The organism is Clavibacter sp. VKM Ac-2873, assembly GCF_015351075.1.
Classification (GTDB): Bacteria; Actinomycetota; Actinomycetes; order Actinomycetales; family Microbacteriaceae; genus Clavibacter.
In genome coordinates this window covers 382,807-399,716 of the sequence record NZ_JADKRS010000003.1, presented here as the reverse complement: position 1 = coordinate 399,716, position 16,910 = coordinate 382,807, and the positions used below count along the sequence as shown (strand labels likewise).

16 protein-coding genes and 1 pseudogene are annotated in these 16,910 nt (G+C 74.2%); 6 read left to right on the top strand and 11 right to left on the bottom strand.

All coding sequences use genetic code 11. The features are described 5' to 3' along the window. From ITJ44_RS11785 to ITJ44_RS11760, 6 genes and pseudogenes are all read right to left on the bottom strand, one after another. Window positions 1–350, bottom strand: a pseudogene (locus ITJ44_RS11785) (hypothetical protein); the annotation flags it as partial. A 158-nt stretch (window positions 351–508) separates the two neighbouring features. Next, on the bottom strand, window positions 509–1,069 hold the full coding sequence (locus tag ITJ44_RS11780) for a TasA family protein (protein WP_370551686.1): 561 nt from the start codon (window positions 1,067–1,069) through the stop codon (window positions 509–511). 59 nt (window positions 1,070–1,128) lie between these two features. Then, window positions 1,129–1,719: a signal peptidase I gene (locus ITJ44_RS11775; RefSeq protein ID WP_194635724.1), complete on the bottom strand. Its 591-nt coding sequence runs from the start codon at window positions 1,717–1,719 to the stop codon at window positions 1,129–1,131. After that, the gene (locus ITJ44_RS11770; protein ID WP_194635722.1) at window positions 1,716–2,561 is read right to left on the bottom strand and encodes a sortase; all 846 of its coding nucleotides are present in this window, start codon (window positions 2,559–2,561) and stop codon (window positions 1,716–1,718) included. Before ITJ44_RS11770 ends, ITJ44_RS11775 begins: the two co-directional genes overlap by 4 nt. An 89-nt stretch (window positions 2,562–2,650) precedes the next feature. Further along, window positions 2,651–3,361, bottom strand: coding sequence for a TasA family protein (locus ITJ44_RS11765; protein WP_194635720.1), 711 nt, complete (start codon window positions 3,359–3,361; stop codon window positions 2,651–2,653). A gap of 143 nt (window positions 3,362–3,504) precedes the next feature. After that, window positions 3,505–6,906, bottom strand: coding sequence for an Ig-like domain-containing protein (locus tag ITJ44_RS11760; RefSeq protein ID WP_194635718.1), 3,402 nt, complete (start codon window positions 6,904–6,906; stop codon window positions 3,505–3,507). A 406-nt stretch (window positions 6,907–7,312) separates the two neighbouring features. Between ITJ44_RS11760 and dnaK the strand changes: the two genes are divergently transcribed. The 6 genes from dnaK to ITJ44_RS11730 all read left to right on the top strand — a co-directional run bounded on the left by dnaK (window position 7,313) and on the right by ITJ44_RS11730 (window position 13,153). Beyond that, window positions 7,313–9,181: a molecular chaperone DnaK gene (gene dnaK / locus ITJ44_RS11755; RefSeq protein ID WP_194635716.1), complete on the top strand. Its 1,869-nt coding sequence runs from the start codon at window positions 7,313–7,315 to the stop codon at window positions 9,179–9,181. Further along, on the top strand, window positions 9,178–9,831 hold the full coding sequence (locus ITJ44_RS11750) for a nucleotide exchange factor GrpE (RefSeq protein WP_194635714.1): 654 nt from the start codon (window positions 9,178–9,180) through the stop codon (window positions 9,829–9,831). Before dnaK ends, ITJ44_RS11750 begins: the two co-directional genes overlap by 4 nt. Before the next feature lie 120 nt (window positions 9,832–9,951). Beyond that, entirely contained in the window at window positions 9,952–10,965 is a 1,014-nt protein-coding gene (locus tag ITJ44_RS11745) for a DnaJ C-terminal domain-containing protein (protein ID WP_194635712.1), read from the top strand. A 19-nt stretch (window positions 10,966–10,984) separates the two neighbouring features. Further along, window positions 10,985–11,440 (top strand): heat shock protein transcriptional repressor HspR, encoded by a 456-nt coding sequence (locus ITJ44_RS11740; RefSeq protein WP_194635753.1) that lies wholly within the window; start codon window positions 10,985–10,987, stop codon window positions 11,438–11,440. After that, entirely contained in the window at window positions 11,437–12,660 is a 1,224-nt protein-coding gene (locus tag ITJ44_RS11735) for a class I SAM-dependent methyltransferase (protein WP_194635710.1), read from the top strand. Before ITJ44_RS11740 ends, ITJ44_RS11735 begins: the two co-directional genes overlap by 4 nt. A 52-nt stretch (window positions 12,661–12,712) precedes the next feature. Next, window positions 12,713–13,153, top strand: a complete 441-nt coding sequence (locus tag ITJ44_RS11730; RefSeq protein ID WP_194635708.1) for a YdeI/OmpD-associated family protein — start codon at window positions 12,713–12,715, stop codon at window positions 13,151–13,153. 36 nt (window positions 13,154–13,189) lie between these two features. Here the strand turns inward: ITJ44_RS11730 and ITJ44_RS11725 are convergent, their stop codons facing one another. The 5 genes from ITJ44_RS11725 to ITJ44_RS11705 all read right to left on the bottom strand — a co-directional run bounded on the left by ITJ44_RS11725 (window position 13,190) and on the right by ITJ44_RS11705 (window position 16,899). After that, window positions 13,190–13,426, bottom strand: a complete 237-nt coding sequence (locus ITJ44_RS11725; RefSeq protein ID WP_194635706.1) for a helix-turn-helix transcriptional regulator — start codon at window positions 13,424–13,426, stop codon at window positions 13,190–13,192. Further along, entirely contained in the window at window positions 13,426–14,064 is a 639-nt protein-coding gene (locus tag ITJ44_RS11720; RefSeq protein ID WP_194635704.1) for a hypothetical protein, read from the bottom strand. Before ITJ44_RS11720 ends, ITJ44_RS11725 begins: the two co-directional genes overlap by 1 nt. Before the next feature lie 80 nt (window positions 14,065–14,144). After that, complete coding sequence (locus tag ITJ44_RS11715) at window positions 14,145–14,564, bottom strand: BLUF domain-containing protein (RefSeq protein WP_194635702.1); 420 nt, start codon at window positions 14,562–14,564, stop codon at window positions 14,145–14,147. Window positions 14,565–14,963: 399 nt separating this feature from the next. Further along, a complete protein-coding gene (locus ITJ44_RS11710) occupies window positions 14,964–15,692 on the bottom strand; it encodes a 2'-5' RNA ligase family protein (RefSeq protein ID WP_194635700.1) in 729 nt (242 codons plus the stop codon). Window positions 15,693–15,870: 178 nt separating this feature from the next. Continuing rightward, complete coding sequence (locus tag ITJ44_RS11705; RefSeq protein ID WP_194635698.1) at window positions 15,871–16,899, bottom strand: LacI family DNA-binding transcriptional regulator; 1,029 nt, start codon at window positions 16,897–16,899, stop codon at window positions 15,871–15,873. Window positions 16,900–16,910 lie beyond the last annotated feature (11 nt).

The following is a 16,910-nucleotide window of genomic DNA, read 5'->3' as shown; positions in this document are numbered from 1 at the left end:
GGGCGGTAGGAGGCCTTGGGGTCGAAGTACTTCACGTTGCCGCCGGTGATGGGGAACGCGAGGGTGCCGGTGGAGCCATCGAGGGTCGCGGTGCCGATGACGCCGGGGGTCAGGCCCAGGGTCTTCAGGGCGCCGGTGAAGCCGGAGTCGAGGGTGACCTTGGTGTCGACGCCGGTCAGGGTCGGGATCGACGCGAGCGGGGTGGGGTTCGCCTCGGTCGTCGCGGATGCGGCGGGAGCGGAGGACGTCGAGGACGCCGGGCTCTCGGCGGGGGTCGAGCAGGCCGCGAGGCCGACGACGAGGAAGCCCGCGGTGGCGAGGCCGAAGACGGACTTGGTGAGATTGCGCATGATGGATCCTTGTCTTTTGTGGCGGCCGACGTGGTCGCCGGTTGGAGTCGCAGGGTCATTCGGCGCCCCTCGCCAGGGCGATGGGTCCCGTGATGCTTTCGTGACCCTGGACGGTCGATCCCCGGCTGCGGCGGTCGCCGAGCGGGACGTGTGGGGGGTCATCGCTGGATGCCCGCGCGCTGGTTGCCGTCGACCCGGAGGGTCACGGATCCGGTGGCGCCCTGCGCGGTGGTGGGCGCGGACGCGGAGAGCCGCACCGTGACGCGCAGGTGGTCCCGACCGCCGACCGCGCGGGCCGGGGAGTCGGGGAGCGCGAACCGCCCCGCGGCGGGGCGGTCGGCGACCACGGAGGTCACCGTGCCGGAGCAGAGCGCGGTGCCCGGGGCGCCGGTCCAGGCGACCGGGCAGCGGTCGAACGCCACCTGCAGGCCGTCGGACGTGCTCGCCACGGCCGTGCCGCCGAGCGTGACCATGAGGTCCGACACCGCGATCGTGCCCGTGTTCGCGAGGTCCACGAGCCGCACCTGCGCGTCGCCCGGTCGCAGCCCGGTGACGGGGACGGCGAGCTGATCCGCCCCGCCCCCGCCCCAGCCGAGCGCCACGGCACCGGCCGTGACCGAGACGGTCGTCGAGGCGCGATCGGTGAGCACGGCGTACGCGGTCCCGGCGCCGGCGAGCACGAGCGCCGCGGAGATCGCCGGGATGAGGAGCGGGCGCACGCGGGCTCCGGTGCCGCGCGCGTGGCGTCCCCTGCCCCCGCGGTGGCGGGCGCGGGCGCTCATGCGCCGCCGCCGTCCACGGAGACGACGCGCGCGGGGCGGCGCCACACGGCGCTGAGCGCCCAGGCCATCGCCCCCGCGCCCGCGACGCCGAAGGCGAGCAACCGGATGGTGGGGTCGCCCAGCCAGACGAACGGCCACCCCAGCACGGGCAGGACGGCGCTGCGTCGCCAGACGGCGTCGTCGCCGATGGTGACGATCCACGGATCGCCCGCGGGGTTGTTGTCGCCCTTGGTCTGGATGGCGAGGCGGTCGGCGGACCAGTCCTCGAGCTGATCCGCGTCGTCGGGCCCGAACACGCGCGTCACGCGGTGGATCACCCGCACGCTCGGGCCGAGCGGCGCCGTGAAGACGACCACGTCGCCGACCGCGACGTCCGCGCGCGGCACGCGTTCCGTGATGGCCAGCGAGCCGACGGGCATGCCCGGCGCCATCGAGTTCGAGAGCACGGGGACGAACCGGGTGACGCCGAGCGCGGAGAGCGCGATCACCCCGACGACGGCGAGCACCAGGACGACGGTCGCGGTCCCGCCCAGGATCCCGAGCGCGCGGCGGAGGGGGCCGCGCGGTGCGCCTCGCCCGCGGGTCATGAGGCGGCCTCGGCGTCGGCGCGGTCCCGGCGGGCGACGAGGTAGAGGATCCCGCCGCCGAGGAGGGCGAGCAGGGCGCCCGTGAGCGCGGCGGCGATGTCGCGGCCCGTGACGGGGAGCAGGTCGCGGGGGACGCGGCCGGACGCGGTCGCGGATCCGCCGCCGACGCTGGCGGGGGGAGAGCCGGCCCCGGTGCCCGATCCGCTTCCGGAGCCCGGCGTGGGGACGGCGCCCGTGTCGTCGGTGAGCGCGAAGCTCACCCGCAGCATGCCGGCGGTGCGCTCCATGCCGTTGTCCGCCTCGGCGGGGAAGCGGATGCGCACGAGGATCCCGACGGTCTCGCCGGGCGCGAGGGGAGCGCTCGTGTCGACGTGGTCGAGCATGGCGGCGGGGCCGGAGCCGAGGGGGTCGAGGAAGCCGGGGCAGCTCATCCACGAGGTCGTGGGGTCGAAGCCGCCGGCGCAGAGGCGCACGTCCAGCTGGATGCCGCCCAGGGGGTCGCCGGTGAGGGCCATCGACCGCATGGAGTCGAGGCGCACGGAGAGCGGGGATCCGGCGCCGGAGACGTTGGTGACGTCCGCGGCCCAGTCGACGGTGTCGCCGGGGGCGAGACCGGAGAGCGGGATGTCGGGGCCGGTCCTCTCCTCCACCTCGAGGGACCCGTCGGCCGGGGCGAGAGGGGGCATGCCGTCCCAGGGGGACGACGGGAAAGGGGAAGGGGAAGGGGACGGGGAAGCGGGCGCGTCCGTCGTGGTGGTCACGGATCCGGACGCGGGCGCTGCGGCCCCGAGCGCCAGGCACAGCGCGACGGCGGCGATGCCGGTTCCGGTGCGTGCGCGCATGGGCGTGTCCTCGGGTGCTGCGGTGCGTGGATGCGGGGTCGAGCGGGCCGACCGGGCCCCGGCGAGTGCCGGGACCCGATCGGACCGGGTCAGCGCTGCAGGCCGCCGCGCTGGATCGCCGCCGCCGTGAAGGTGAGCTGCGCGGACGCGTTCTCGTAGTCGCTGTCGGCGCCGTTCGGCAGCTGCAGCACCATCAGCGTGTTGAGCGTCACGTCGGCCGTGTCGCTCGGGAACGTGCCGTCGGCCGTGGGCGTGAGGCCGAAGGCCGCCGGCGTGAGCGTGGTGGAGTTGCCCGCGCCCGTGATGGAGGAGAGCGTGCCGCTGCCCGTCGTCTGCGTCGTCCCGCCGCACGTGTACGGACCGGTCGGCGTGGTGGTCGGGCCGGCCGTCCAGGTGCCGCCGACGCAGGTCAGCAGGCTGTAGGTGAGCCCGTCCGTGCCCGTGACGATGGACTCGCCGCCGCCGGGGACGTTGGGGTCGTCCGTCCCGACCGTCTGCCCGGTCACGGCGTACGACAGCTGGATGGACTGCACCAGGTTGCCGTCGTTCGTGGCGTTCGGCAGCTCGATCAGGATCGGGCGCTGCACGGTGTCGCCCGGCGCGATGTCCGCGACGGTGTAGCTGCCCGTCGCGGCGATGTCGAGCTGGCCCGCGTCGACGCCGAGCGTCGTCGAGGCCGAGTCGGTGAAGATGGCGAACGCTCCGCCGGCGATGAGGGCTCCGCCTCCGGCGATGATCGCGCCGGTGGCGACGATCTTCTTCCAGGGGCGGCGGGTCTCGGGTGCTGTGGTGGTGCTCATGATGGTCGTTCCTCTCGATGGGGTCGTGCGATGCGATGCGATGCGTGCTGTGGTGGTGTCGGTGGTGCGGTGCTGTCGTCCGGTCTGGTCGGATGGCCCGGTGCCGGGCGGCGGATGCGGCACCGGGGGAGGCGGGGCGGGCATCAGCAGCCCACCGCGGAGACGACCGCCGGCTGGGCGACGGCGGCGGATGGCGCGCTCGCGACGCCGACCCAGCGCTGCAGGTCGGGTCGGACGCGCCACTGGTAGGAGCGGGCCTCGCCGACCCGGTCGTCCGAGAACGAGGTGGCGGACCCGGAGAGCCGGGCGACCGTGATCCACGCGCCGGGCGTCGTGCCCGCGATGCGGCGCTCGACGAGCTGGTCGGTGGCGCCGGGGACGGCGCTCCACGCGACCGCCGTGACCGGGCGGCCGGCGACGCAGCTCGCGGTCGCGGCGGTGACGGTCGTCGTGCTCGTCCAGGTGCCCGCGGATGCGCCGAGCGCGGTGTCGTCCCGGTGCGTGAAGCCGCGGGGCAGGAGGGGCGCGGGATCCAGGAGGACCGTGATGGTGGACGCCGCGGCGAGCCCGGTGCCGGGCGCCGAGGGGCGGTCGGTGATCGCGTAGGCGACGACGGTGGATCCCGGCGTCCCCGTCGCCGGCGGCCGGTACGTGCACAGGACGGCCGTGCAGCTGAACGTCCCGGGCAGGGCCGCGGGCGGGGTGGCGCCCGTGATCGCGAGGGAGTCGCCGTCGACGTCGGTGTCGTTCGCCCGGGGGTCGATCGTCACGTCCGGCCCGCCGACCGTGGCCACCAGCCGGTCGGGCCGCGCGACGGCCGTGCTGTTGACCGCCGTGACGGTGACCGTGACCCGCACGTTCCAGGTGCCCGCGCCGCTCTGCAGCGCGTAGTCGAAGACGTCGACGCCCGTGAACCCGTCCGCCGACCGGTACGTGCACCGCCCGCGGTCGGTGCCGCTCGCGACGCACGTGGCGCTGCCGGCGGTCGGCGACGCGGGCACGGGGCCCACCGCGCCGCCGACGAGCGCCGGCGTCGCCGAGAGCTGCGCGCGGCTGAACGTCGCGCCCGTCGCGGCGCGTCCGTCGTTGGCGAGCACGTCGATCACCACCGGCACGCCCTGCGGCGTCGTCGCGGCGTCGGGCAGCGGGTCGGCCACGGCGAGCACGGTCGCGGTCGCGGTGCTGGTGATGGTCCCGGTCGGCGCGGTCGCGGTGGCGGTCGCGGTGTTGACGATGGATCCGGCGGTCACGTCGGCGGCCGTGGCCGTGTACGTGGCGGTGGCGGTCACCACCTGGCCGGGGAGGAGCGTGCCCGCGGTCCCCGGCCACGTGTACGCGAGGGCGGAGACGCCGGTGCGCGGATCCGCGATGGTGACGCCCGTCAGGGTGGTCGCGCCGGTGTTCGCCAGCCGGAACGCGTACGTCACGACGCCGCCCGCCGCCGGCACGTTCCCGGGGGTCGCCGTCTTGGTGAGGGTCATGGTGGACGTGCGGTCGAGGGTCACGGTGCGGGTCGCGGTCGCCTGCGCCTGCACGCCGCCGGAGCTCGCGCCGCGCACGGTCGCCGTGTTCGCGATCTGCCCCGCGTCGACGTCGGACTGCCGCACCGTGTAGCCCGCGGTCGCGGTGGCGGTCGCCCCGGGCGCGAGCGTGCCCGCGGTGCCCGGCCACGCGTACGTCACGGCCGACAGCCCGGGCAGCGGGTCCGTGAGCGCCACCCCGGTGAGCGGCACGGTGCCGGTGTTCGTGAAGGAGAAGGAGTACGCGACCGTCGCGCCCGCCGTGGAGCCGCCCGTGAGCGTGGCGCCCTTCGTGAGCGTGAGGGCCGCTGAGCCGTTGACGGGCGTGCTCGTCGAGGAGGTCGCGGTCGGGGCGGCCACGCCGGCGAAGGTCTGGCCGGAGACGGTGGCGGTGTTCACGAGCGGCACCGCTGCGTCCACGTCGGCCTGGGTCACCGTGTACGCGGTGGAGGTGAAGGTCTGGGAGGCGCCGGGCGCGAGGGTGACGGAGGCGGGGCTGATCCCGGTGACGCGCGGATCCGTGACCGCCACCTGCCGCAGCGACACGTTCCCGGCGTTGCGCCCGACGAACGAGTAGGCGATCTTCTCGCCGACGTCGGCCTTGCCGTTGCCGTTCGCGTCCGTGAGCACGCCGGTCTTGGTGAGCGCGAGCGCGGGGGCGGGCGTCACGATCGCGGCGGTGACGGAGCTCGTGCTCGACACCGGCGTCGTCAACGTGAGGACGGCTGTCGCCGTCGCGGTGTTCGTGAGCGTGCTCGACACGGCCTCGGCGGGCGTCACGACGTGGACGCCCGTGCACGTCACCGACCTGCCGGCGAGGAACACGCCCAGCCCGAGCAGGCCGCCCGGGCAGGAGATCGACGAGATGAGGGGATCGTTCACGGCCAGGTTCGAGAGCGTGAGCGTGGCGGTGTTCGAGACCACGAACTGGTACGGGATCGTCTGCCCCTCGGCGTAGGCCGCCGGCTGCGCCGTGGTCCGGTCGATCTGCTTCACGAGGGTGAGGGCGGACAGGTTGTCGATGCTCGACACGCTCACCTCGCGGATCAGGTGCGTGTCCGTGGAGGTGCCCGTCGATGCCAGGTAGCCGAGCTTGTAGGAGGAGGGGGCGGGGGTCGTCATCGTGTACTGCAGGACCTGCGTGAGAGAGGAGGCGGCCGCGCCGGCCGTCGCGCCCATGTAGACGGTGACGACGGGGAGCCGCGCGGAGGAGACCGTGATGCGGATGGTCCGGCCGAGGTCCGTGGTGGGCGTGCTCAGGGTGGTGGTCGCGCGCAGGCTCGTCGCCGGCGTGGTGCCCGTCAGGTAGCAGTAGCCCGTGAGGCCCGTGCCGGGTCCGCGCAGCGCGATCGCGTTGGGGCGCTGGCCGACGCCGGCGCCCGGGGTGGTGCAGCCCGTGCCGCGTCCCTCGGTGGGGCTCGAGAAGTTGCCGAACGCGTCGAGCCCGATGCCGAGGTAGCCGCCCGGGACGCCCGGCGCGGTCGTGGTCTGGGCGTAGCCGAGGGACCCGCCGGAGGGGCCCGCCGCGGTCAGGGGCACGGATCCGTCGGTGAGGAAGAAGCCGATGCCGTCGGCGCCTCCGGACGAGGTGCCGTACTGGTACTGGTCGAACTTGATGTCGAGCCCGCCGTTGGCCGGGATCGCGTTGTCGTAGACGACGCCGCCGACCGCGCTGGCGCGGTTGTCGGTGAGCTGGAGGGCGCCGGGGCTCGCGCTCGCGGGCAGCGACTGGTTCCGGCTCGAGCACACGCCGATGGTCGACCCGCTCGTCGGGGCGGAGGTGGCGCGGGTGAGGCACGCGCTGCCGAGCGGCTTCCATGCGGCGTCGGTGACGCTCGTCCCGCTGAACGACTCGGCGACCAGCTGCGACGCCGCGGTCGCGGTCTGGACGGGCAGGGTCACGAGCAGCGCGGCTCCCACGGCGGCGGCGGCGAGCGCGGCCAGGCGACGGATCGCGGGGCGGGAGCGCGCGCCGGAGGCGACCGGATCCGGTCCGGCGGCATGGCGCGCACGCGTACCCACCACCTCGACCACCCCCTGGAGATCGCGTCCCCATCCGGGACGCCGGGAGGCCCCCCGGCCCCTGCGTCGGCAACGCTAAATCCGCCGGTCGACCCGGGAAAAGGGGCCCAGTAGCGATCTAGGTGAACCAGTAGCCCCCGTCTCGCCCCTCTGGCCCCCCGGGTGGGGCACATCGCCCTCGCGGGGCCCGGTCGACGACCCCGGATCCTGTGAGTTGAGCCGACATCGCTCAACTTGCACGGCTCCGACTTGACGCTCGCCTCGCCGTGGGTAGAGTTGAGTCATCGCGGCTCAAGTAGCACGCCGCTGACGAAGCGGCACCGCGAGCGAGACTCCGCGGGACACCCGCGTCACCCCACGAAGCGACCCCCGTGATCCGGGCGCCGCGGCAACAGAAGGAGAACACCCCATGGCTCGTGCAGTAGGAATCGACCTGGGTACCACCAACTCGGTGGTCTCGGTCCTGGAGGGCGGGGAGCCCACCGTCATCGCCAACGCCGAGGGCGCGCGCACCACGCCGTCCGTCGTCGCGTTCACCAAGGACGGCGAGGTGCTGGTCGGCGAGACCGCCAAGCGCCAGAACGTCACCAACGTCGACCGCACCATCTCGTCCGTCAAGCGCCACATGGGCACCGACTGGACCGTCGGCATCGACGACAAGAAGTACACGTCGCAGGAGCTGTCCGCCCGCATCCTCGGCAAGCTCAAGCGCGACGCGGAGCAGTACCTGGGCGACTCGGTCACCGACGCCGTCATCACCGTCCCGGCGTACTTCAACGACGCCGAGCGCCAGGCCACGAAGGAGGCCGGCGAGATCGCGGGCCTCAACGTGCTCCGCATCATCAACGAGCCCACCGCCGCGGCGCTCGCCTACGGCCTCGACCGGGGCAAGGAGGACGAGCTCATCCTCGTCTTCGACCTCGGCGGCGGCACGTTCGACGTCTCCCTCCTCGAGGTCGGCAAGGACGACGACTTCAGCACCATCCAGGTCCGCTCCACCGCGGGCGACAACCGCCTCGGCGGCGACGACTGGGACCAGCGCATCGTCGACCACCTCGTCAAGCGCTTCAAGGAGTCGACGGGCGTCGACGTCTCCAACGACAAGATCGCCAAGCAGCGCCTCAAGGAGGCCGCGGAGCAGGCGAAGAAGGAGCTCAGCTCCTCCACCAGCACGAGCATCCAGCTGCCGTACCTCTCCCTCACGGAGAACGGCCCGGCCAACCTCGACGAGACGCTCACCCGCGCCAAGTTCGAGGAGCTGACGAACGACCTGCTCGAGCGCACCCGCAAGCCCTTCGAGGACGTCATCCGCGAGGCCGGCGTCTCGGTCGGCGACGTGGCCCACGTGGTCCTCGTCGGCGGATCCACCCGCATGCCCGCCGTCGTCGACCTCGTGAAGAAGCTCACGGGCGGCAAGGAGCCCAACAAGGGCGTCAACCCGGACGAGGTCGTCGCCGTCGGCGCCGCGCTCCAGGCCGGCGTGCTGAAGGGCGAGCGCAAGGACGTCCTCCTCATCGACGTCACCCCCCTGAGCCTCGGCATCGAGACCAAGGGCGGCATCATGACCAAGCTCATCGAGCGCAACACGGCCATCCCGACCAAGCGCAGCGAGACCTTCACCACGGCAGACGACAACCAGCCGTCCGTGGCCATCCAGGTCTTCCAGGGCGAGCGCGAGTTCACCCGCGACAACAAGAACCTCGGCACCTTCGAGCTCACCGGCATCGCGCCGGCGCCCCGCGGGATCCCGCAGGTCGAGGTCACCTTCGACATCGACGCCAACGGCATCGTGCACGTGTCCGCCAAGGACAAGGGCACCGGCAAGGAGCAGTCGATGACCATCACGGGCGGATCCTCGCTCGGCAAGGAGGACATCGAGCGCATGGTGCGCGAGGCCGAGGAGCACGCGGCGGAGGACAAGACGCGCCGCGAGCAGGCCGAGGTCCGCAACAACGCGGAGCAGCTCGCCTACTCGATCGACAAGCTCATCAAGGAGAACGACGACAAGCTGCCCGAGGACGTCAAGTCCGAGGTCCAGGGCGACGTCGACGGCCTGAAGAGCGCCCTCGCCGGCGACGACGAGGACGCGGTCAAGACCGCCTTCGACAAGCTGTCCGCGAGCCAGACCAAGCTCGGCGAGGCCATCTACGCGCAGGGCCAGCAGGAGCAGGCCGCGGGCGAGGCGGCCGAGGGCGCGCCCGAGGCGAAGAAGGACGACGAGGACATCGTCGACGCCGAGGTCGTGGACGAGGACGAGGACAAGAAGACCGACCGATGACCGAGGACACCGCGAACGGCGAGGGCACGACGCCCGAGGACGAGGGGGCCGAGCAGTCGGCCTCCCCGGCCTCGGCCGGGCCTGACGCCACGGCGGGCGCTGCGGCCGACGCGGCCTCCGTCCCCGGCGCGGACGGCGCGTTCGTCGAGGCCGAGGGCCCCGACGTCGAGACGACCGACGCCATGGACGACGAGCTCCAGGACCTCATCGAGCAGACCCGGGCCGAGCCCGCCGAGGGCGACTCCGAGCACCTCGCGGACCTGAAGCGCGTCAGCGCCGAGTACGCCAACTACCGCAAGCGCACCGAGGCCAACCGCGAGGTCGAGCGCCAGCGCGCGATCGGCGACGTGGTCAAGGGCATCCTCCCGGTGCTCGACGACCTCGACCGGGCCGAGAAGCACGGCGACCTCGCGGAGGGCGGACCGCTCACCGCGATCGTCGCCAAGCTGCGGACGAACGTGGAGCGCATCGGGCTGGTCAAGGTGGGCGCAGTCGGCGACGCCTTCGACCCGCAGGTGCACGAGGCGATCTTCCAGAAGCCGAACCCCGAGGTCCAGGTGGACACCGTGGCGGACGTCGTCGAGAGTGGCTACTACATCGGCGAGACGCTGCTGCGGGCCGCGAAGGTCGTCGTCGACAAGCCGGAGTAGCGCCATCAACCGCAGCATCGATCCGGCTGCACCCATCCCGGTCCGGGCGTCCGCACGCGCGGGCGCCCGGATCGGGTCGTGCGGCCCCCACCACGAGACGACGAAGAAGGGAGGCGTCTGATGGCCAGCCAGGACTGGTTCGACAAGGACTTCTACAAGGTCCTCGGAGTGTCCAAGGACGTCTCGGAGGCCGACCTGAAGAAGGCCTACCGCAAGCTCGCGCGGCAGTACCACCCGGACAGCAACCCGGATCCGGCCGCCGAGTCGCGCTTCAAGGAGATCAGCGAAGCGCACGCCGTGCTGGCCGACAAGGAGCAGCGCAAGGAGTACGACCAGATCCGCGCCATGGGATCCGGTGCGCGCTTCAGCGCCCCGGGTGCCGGTGCCCCCGGCGGCGGGTTCGAGGACGTGTTCGGCGGCATGTTCGGCCAGCAGGCCGGCGGTCGCGGGCGGCGGGCAGCCGGGTTCGGATCCGGCCAGCCGCAGTACAGCCAGGGCGGGTTCGAGGACATCCTCGGCGGCATGTTCGGCAACGGCGGCTTCGGCCAGTCGACCGGCGGCTACCGGGGCTACGGCGCGCCCACCAAGGGGCGCGACGTCACCGCGTCCACCACGATCGACTTCCTCACCGCGGTGCAGGGCGACGTCGTGCGCCTGCAGGACTCCGACGGCCGCCCCCTCACGGTGCGCGTGCCGGCCGGGGTCTCCGACGGGCAGAAGATCCGGCTCGCCGGCAAGGGCGAGCCGTCGGGCGACGGCGGCGCGTCGGGCGACATCATCCTCACGGTGCACGTGCGACCGCATCCGGTGTTCGAGCGGGACGGGCTGAACCTCCGGGTCAACGTGCCTGTCACGTTCCCCGAGGCCGCGCTCGGCGCGACCATCGAGGTGCCCACGCTCGGCGGCGACCCGGTGCGGCTCAAGGTCGCGCCCGGCACGTCCAGCGGCAAGGTGCTGCGCGTCAAGGGCCGTGGCGTCACGACCCCGAAGGGCACGGGCGACCTGCTCGCGCGCATCGAGGTCGCGGTGCCGTCGCGGCTCACCGACGCCCAGCGCGTGGCGCTCGACGCGTTCGCGAGCTCGGGTCCCGAGGAGGACCCGCGCCGGGAGCTCATCGAGCGGGCCAGGAGCTGACGTGGATCCCCGCGACACGATGGACGAGGACGCCCCCGTCTTCGTGATCTCCGTGGCGGCCGAGCTGTCGGGCATGCATCCGCAGACGCTCCGGCAGTACGACCGCCTCGGGCTCGTGTCGCCCACCCGCACCGCCGGGCGGAGCCGCCGCTACTCGATGCGCGACATCGTGCAGCTGCGGGAGGTCGCCCGGCTGGGCGCGGAGGGCGTGAGCCTGGAGGGCATCGCGCGGATCCTCGAGCTCGAGAACCAGGTGTCCGAGCTCCGCGGGCGCGTGCGCCAGCTGGAGTCGGCGCTCGCCGACGAGCTGCTGTCCCGTCCCGGCCGCCGCGTGTTCGCGGCCCGCGGCGACGGCGACGTGGTGTCGCTGCGCGCGGGCGTGCGGCCGTCGCGGCAGACCGAGGTCGTGCTGTACCGGGCGGCGCTCGCGATGCCGGGCGACGACCGCGACGGCGCCGGGCGCGACGCGCGGTGAGCGACGCTCCCGACGCCGCATCCGCATCCGCCGCCGACGACCTGCTCGACCTCGGTGCGCTGCGCCGCCGGCCCGACATCGAGGCCGAGAACCTCTTCGCCGCGGACGCGGCCGACCGGCTGCTCCTCGACGAGCTCGTGGCGCTCCTCGCCTCCGCGGCTGACGCGGGCCGTCCGGTGCGGCCCGACGAGCTCGTCGTGATCGGCGACCAGTACGGCGCGCTCGCGCTGGGCGCCGCGGCGGCCCTGCGTCGTGCCGGGGCGGTGGATCCCCTGCGGATCCGCGTGCACCAGGACGCGCTCGCGTCCGAGACGGCCCTCCGCCTCAACGCGGAGCTGGTCGGCGAGACCGCCGACCTCGAGCACCACGGCCTCGGCGACGCCCTGGCCGTGGGCGCCCGCGTCGTCGTCGCGCGCCTGCCGCGCAGCCTCGACGCCCTCGACGAGTGGGCGGGCGTGGTCGCACGTGCCGCCGCCGACGACGTGACCGTGCTCGCCGGCGGCCGCGTGAAGCACATGACGCCCGCGATGACCGAGGTGCTCGCCCGCCGCTTCGGCGACGTCCACGCGACGCTCGCCCGGCAGAAGTCCCGGATCCTCGTGGCGCGCGAGCCCCAGCGCCCGACCGCCGACGAGTCCGCCGCCTACCCTCGCCGCGCGTCCCACCCCGACCTCGGCCTCGAGGTGCGCGCGCACGGCGCCGCCTTCGCCGGATCCAAGATCGACATCGGCACGCGCTTCCTCCTCTCCTTCCTCACCGACCTGCCCGCCGACGCCCGCGTCGCGGTCGACCTCGGGTGCGGCACCGGCGCCATCGCGTCGGCCGTCGCGCTCGCGCGGCCGGGAATCCGCGTCATCGCGACCGACCAGTCGTGGGCGGCCGTCGACTCGGCGCGCGCGACCGTCGCCGCGAACGGGGTCGCCGACCGGGTGACCGTGGTGCGCGACGACGCGGGATCCACCGTGCCCGACGGATCCGCCGACCTCGTGCTCCTGAACCCGCCGTTCCACACGGGCGCGACCGTGCACGCGGGCCTCGCGCCGCGCCTGTTCGCCGCGGCGGCGCGCATGCTCCGCCCCGGCGGCCAGCTCTGGACCGTCTACAACAGCCCGCTCGGCTACCGTCCGCAGCTGGCGCGCATCGTCGGCCCCACGCGCGAGGCGGGCCGGAACGCGAAGTTCACGGTCGCCGTCTCGACGACGCCGGACACCCCGGCCTAGCCTCGGGCCTACCGCGGCTCCCCGTGCCGCGCCCGCTCGCCGAGGAGTCGCCATGCCCACCTTCCGCACCCGCGTCCTGCAGGCCCGCGTCAACGCGACCGGTCTGCCGGTGCCCCCGGAGGCGCTCGAGGAGCTGGGCGCGGGCAAGCGGCCCGCCGTGGTCGTCACCGTCGCGGGCTACACCTACCGCACGAGCGTCGGCGCGATGGGCGGGCAGGCCCTGATCCCGCTCGCCGCCGTGCACCGGGCCGCGTCGGGCGTCGCCGCCGACGACGAGGTCGAGGTGACCATCGAGCTCGACGCCGCGCCCCGCGAGGCCGTCGTCCCGGAGGAGGTGGCCGCCGCGCTCGCGGCGGAGCCGGCGCTCGCCGCGGCGTTCGGCGCGCTGTCGTCGAGCCGGCAGCGCGCCCTCGTGGATCCGATCGCCGAGGCGAAGACGGATGAGACCCGGCAGCGCCGGGTGGAGAAGGCGCTGGCGGCGCTGCGCGGCTGACCCGCCGGACACCGCGGCCACCGCGGGCCGCGCGCGTCAGGCGGCCGGCGGATCCAGCACGAGCAGCTCGCCGATCTCGCACTCGAGCGCGCGGCAGACCGCGACGAGGGTCGAGTAGCGGATCGCCCGGGCGCGGTCGTTCTTCAGCACCGACAGGTTGACCTGGCTCACGCCCACGATCGCGCTCAGCCGCGTGAGCGTCATGCCGCGCGCGGCGAGCAGCTCGTCGAGGCGGCAGTGGACGCCGGTGGGGCCGTCGTCGTCGGCGCCCATCAGACGAGGCCGCGGGTGTCGCGCTGCAGGGTCTCGCCGTGCTCGACCACGAGGCCCACGATCATCAGGGCGAAGCCGAGCGCGATGGTGGAGGCGTCGACCTCCGCGATGACGGGCCAGAACCCGTCGAGCCCCACGTCCGGGTCGTTGAGCGCGTCGCCGACCATCCACGCGACGCCCGTGCGCGCGGCGAGCGAGAGCAGCGCCGCGATCATCACGGTGCCGCCCGCGAGCGTCACCACGAGGCTGAGGCGGCGGGCGAGCGGATCCGGCCGGAGCAGCCGCCGGGCGAGGACCGCGACGGTGCCCGCGAGCGCGATGCCCACGGAGGCGTCCAGCGCGATGCGGACGACGTGCAGCGCGACGATCCCGCCGGGCAGCTCGCCCACCGCCACCTCGGCCGTGCGGTACGCGCCCGAGCGCAGGTCGGCGGGGCCGGCGTCGGCCTCGGCGGGCAGGGAGCCGCGCATCTCGAGCGACGTGTGCACCACCCCGGTCCGCAGGGTCTCCACCGCGCTCGCGACGGCAGCCGCGGCGACCGCGAGCAGCACGAGCACGGCGATGGCGATGGCCGTCCACAGGACGCCGCGCGTGAGGCGCGCTCCGGACCCGGTGCCGGCGAGGGGCGAGCGTCCCATGTCATGTCCCATCGATCATCGTTACAACGAATGTCGATATGGTCGCACGCGCTCCGGCCACGTGTCGAGGCCCGCGCGGATCACACCGGGTGGGTGCGGAACCACTCCAGGAGCCAGCGGGCGCGGGACGGCGCGTCGGGGCGGGCCGCGGCGGACACCGGCGTGTCGAGGAAGTCGTCGTAGCCGCGGAGGTGGCGGAGCGTCGCGTCGTCCACCGTGCGGAAGCCCATCGACCACTGCGGGAACTGCCGGGCGGGGATCTCCTCGTCGAGCAGCAGGCGCACGTCGGTGTGGCGGGGATCCGCCTCGATGGTCGCGTAGACCGCCTCCACCGCGTCGTGCGGGCCCTCGAGCACCTGCATGAAGCGGCCGTCGCGGTGCAGGAGCAGGCCCGTGAGCCCGGCCTGCTCGTTGTTCGTGATGCACTCGCCCAGGAGCTCGGCGAGGTCGTCGTCGCTCATGGGTCGCGTGGCGGTGCTCGTGTAGACGGTCGTGCGCATGGGTCCCCCTCAGGCCGTCCCCCCATCCTCGCGCGTCACGGTCGATGACGGGGGACGGGGCGCGCGCGTCGGACATCGCCCGACGTCGGGGCGCCACCCGTTCCCTCGGCTCCGAGCAAGAGCCCGGCGCGTCCGCGGGTACGGTGCGCGCCGGGCTCCTGCTGCTGCCGCGTCCGTTCGGGTCGGATCGCGGAGGGATCTGATGAGCGGCCTCGCCAGGCGGGGGACGCGGCGAGGTGCTCGTCGGGCATCCATTCGCACCGCGGCATCGGGGGAACCCGCTGTGCTGAGAAGACTCTACGACGCCGGTCCTCATTTAGGGGGACATGTCGTGCACGAAGTGCGGGTGATCCGAGGGTGAGGCGAGGGTGAGAGGCCCCGCCCACCGCGGATCCGGTCTCAGCGGGAGGTGCCGCCGAGGGTCCAGGTGCGCACGTGCTCCCAGGTGAGGGTGTTCCACCAGCGGCCGGACCAGTCCGGGCTGGCGGTGCGGTACATGACGACCGTGTCGCCGACGAAGCCTGTCGGGACGGGCTCGTCGAGCTCGCGGATGAAGGCGCCGACCTCGTCGTGCAGGTCGGGGCGCACGAGGAGGTCGTGCGAGGCGAGCGAGAGGTGGGCGCTGAAGCGCGCGGGGTCGAACGAGTGGTGCTCGGGGGAGTCCATGGGCCGGCGGAACGGGGCCGCGACGCGGTCGATGTCCGCCGCGAGCGCGAGCAGCTGGGCGTTCTTGCTGCCGTCCGGCAGGCCGTCCACGTCGTAGACGAAGCCGAAGCCGTGCTCGCGGACGCCCGCGTTGTGCACGGGGAACGCGGGGCGGTCGGCGAGGAGCTCGGTGACCGCCGCGATCACCCGGGCCTCGTCGTGCCCGAACGGCTGGCTCCCGATGAGCGTCGCGTGCGGGGGGAACGCGCCCGCGGACACGAGGCCGTACTGCGCGCGGATCTGGTCGGTGACGACGGTCACGGCCCGGCAGGTGCGCGGGTCGGGGCGGAGGAAGATCCCGTAGCGGTAGGGGTCGCTGTCGTCGCGGGGGAGCAGCGACGGGCGCATCTCGACCCGGCTGGCCGACGCGGGCGCGGTGTCGGGGGCGGCGAGCGCGTAGGCGGTGGGGTCGTCGTGGTCCATGGGGATCCTCCAGGCGTCGAGCGAGCGCAGGGAACGTTCCCTACGACGCGACGACAACCGTGCCACACCGTGGGCGGGCGGGAGCGGCCGCGGGGTGAACGGACGATGGACGGGCGGTGCGGGCGGTGCGGGCGGCGAGGCGCGGCGCGGCGTCAGCCGGGCGGGCGTCCGGTGCGCGTCAGGCGCGGAGCGGGACGGCCGTGCGGCCCGGGATCAGCTCGCCGTCGACCGCGGTGTGGCAGGTGGTCGTGACGGTGCCGTCGATGCGGTCGACCACCGCGTCGACGGCGAGGGCGCCGATGACGGGGACCGGCTGGCTCCACGTGGTGAAGCCGAGGAGCGCGCTCGTGAAGGGCGGCAGGCCGTCGTAGCCGGTGATGGAGACGTCCGCCGGGGCGGTGATGCCGAGGCGGCCGAGGCCGTCGAGGATCGCGAGGGCCCACCCGTCGCTCGGCGCCATGACCGCGGTCACGCCGCCTGCGTCGACGATCGCCTGCGCGATGCCGTCCGCGCCCTCGAGGCGCCCGCCCGCGTGCTCCTCGCCACGCACGTGCAGGACGTCGAGGCCGAGCTCGGTGAGGCGGTCGAGCATCGCGAAGGTGCGGGCGGACATCGTGAGCGAGATGGTGGGCGGGAGCGTGAGCACGGCGACGCGGCGGTGGCCGAGCGACGCCACGTGGTCGGCGAGCCCGCGGCCACCCGCCGTCTCGTCGCAGTAGACGCTGCTGAGCGACGCGTCCACCTCGGGGCGGCCCGCGACGACCGTGGGGATCCGGCGCGCGGACGGCAGGATGTCCGCGACCGGGAGCGCGCCGCTGCACACGATGAGCCCCTCGACCTGCAGCGAGACGAGCGTCTCGAGGGCCTTGCGCTCCTCGTCGACGTCGAAGGCGCCGAAGCCCGTCGCGGTCACGACCCGGTACCCGCGCTCCGACGCCCGCTGCTGGAGCGCCGTGAGGAGGTGCCCGTAGAAGGGCGTGGACGCGTCGCGCACCAGGACGCCGAGCGTGTGGGTGCGGTGCGCCGACATCCCGCGCGCGTGCGCGTTGGCGACGTAGCCGAGCGCGGCGGCGGCGGCGCGGACGGCCTGCTGCGTGGCGGGGGCCACGCCCGTCGCGCCGGAGAGCGCGCGGGAGACGACGGACTTGGACACGCCCGCGCGCGCGGCCACGTCGTGGATGGTGGGGGCGGCGCCGGGGCGGCTCATGCCCGGATCCG

Coding starts and splice junctions, on each gene's coding strand:
- ITJ44_RS11730 (WP_194635708.1), top strand. CDS start 12,713: ATGCCCACCTTCCGCACCCGCGTCCTGCAGGCCCGCGTCAACGCGACC.
- ITJ44_RS11740 (WP_194635753.1), top strand. CDS start 10,985: ATGGACGAGGACGCCCCCGTCTTCGTGATCTCCGTGGCGGCCGAGCTG.
- ITJ44_RS11715 (WP_194635702.1), bottom strand. CDS start 14,564: ATGCGCACGACCGTCTACACGAGCACCGCCACGCGACCCATGAGCGAC.
- ITJ44_RS11765 (WP_194635720.1), bottom strand. CDS start 3,361: ATGAGCACCACCACAGCACCCGAGACCCGCCGCCCCTGGAAGAAGATC.
- ITJ44_RS11705 (WP_194635698.1), bottom strand. CDS start 16,899: ATGAGCCGCCCCGGCGCCGCCCCCACCATCCACGACGTGGCCGCGCGC.
- ITJ44_RS11775 (WP_194635724.1), bottom strand. CDS start 1,719: ATGACCCGCGGGCGAGGCGCACCGCGCGGCCCCCTCCGCCGCGCGCTC.
- ITJ44_RS11770 (WP_194635722.1), bottom strand. CDS start 2,561: ATGCGCGCACGCACCGGAACCGGCATCGCCGCCGTCGCGCTGTGCCTG.
- dnaK (WP_194635716.1), top strand. CDS start 7,313: ATGGCTCGTGCAGTAGGAATCGACCTGGGTACCACCAACTCGGTGGTC.
- ITJ44_RS11725 (WP_194635706.1), bottom strand. CDS start 13,426: ATGGGCGCCGACGACGACGGCCCCACCGGCGTCCACTGCCGCCTCGAC.
- ITJ44_RS11710 (WP_194635700.1), bottom strand. CDS start 15,692: ATGGACCACGACGACCCCACCGCCTACGCGCTCGCCGCCCCCGACACC.
- ITJ44_RS11745 (WP_194635712.1), top strand. CDS start 9,952: ATGGCCAGCCAGGACTGGTTCGACAAGGACTTCTACAAGGTCCTCGGA.
- ITJ44_RS11720 (WP_194635704.1), bottom strand. CDS start 14,064: ATGGGACGCTCGCCCCTCGCCGGCACCGGGTCCGGAGCGCGCCTCACG.
- ITJ44_RS11750 (WP_194635714.1), top strand. CDS start 9,178: ATGACCGAGGACACCGCGAACGGCGAGGGCACGACGCCCGAGGACGAG.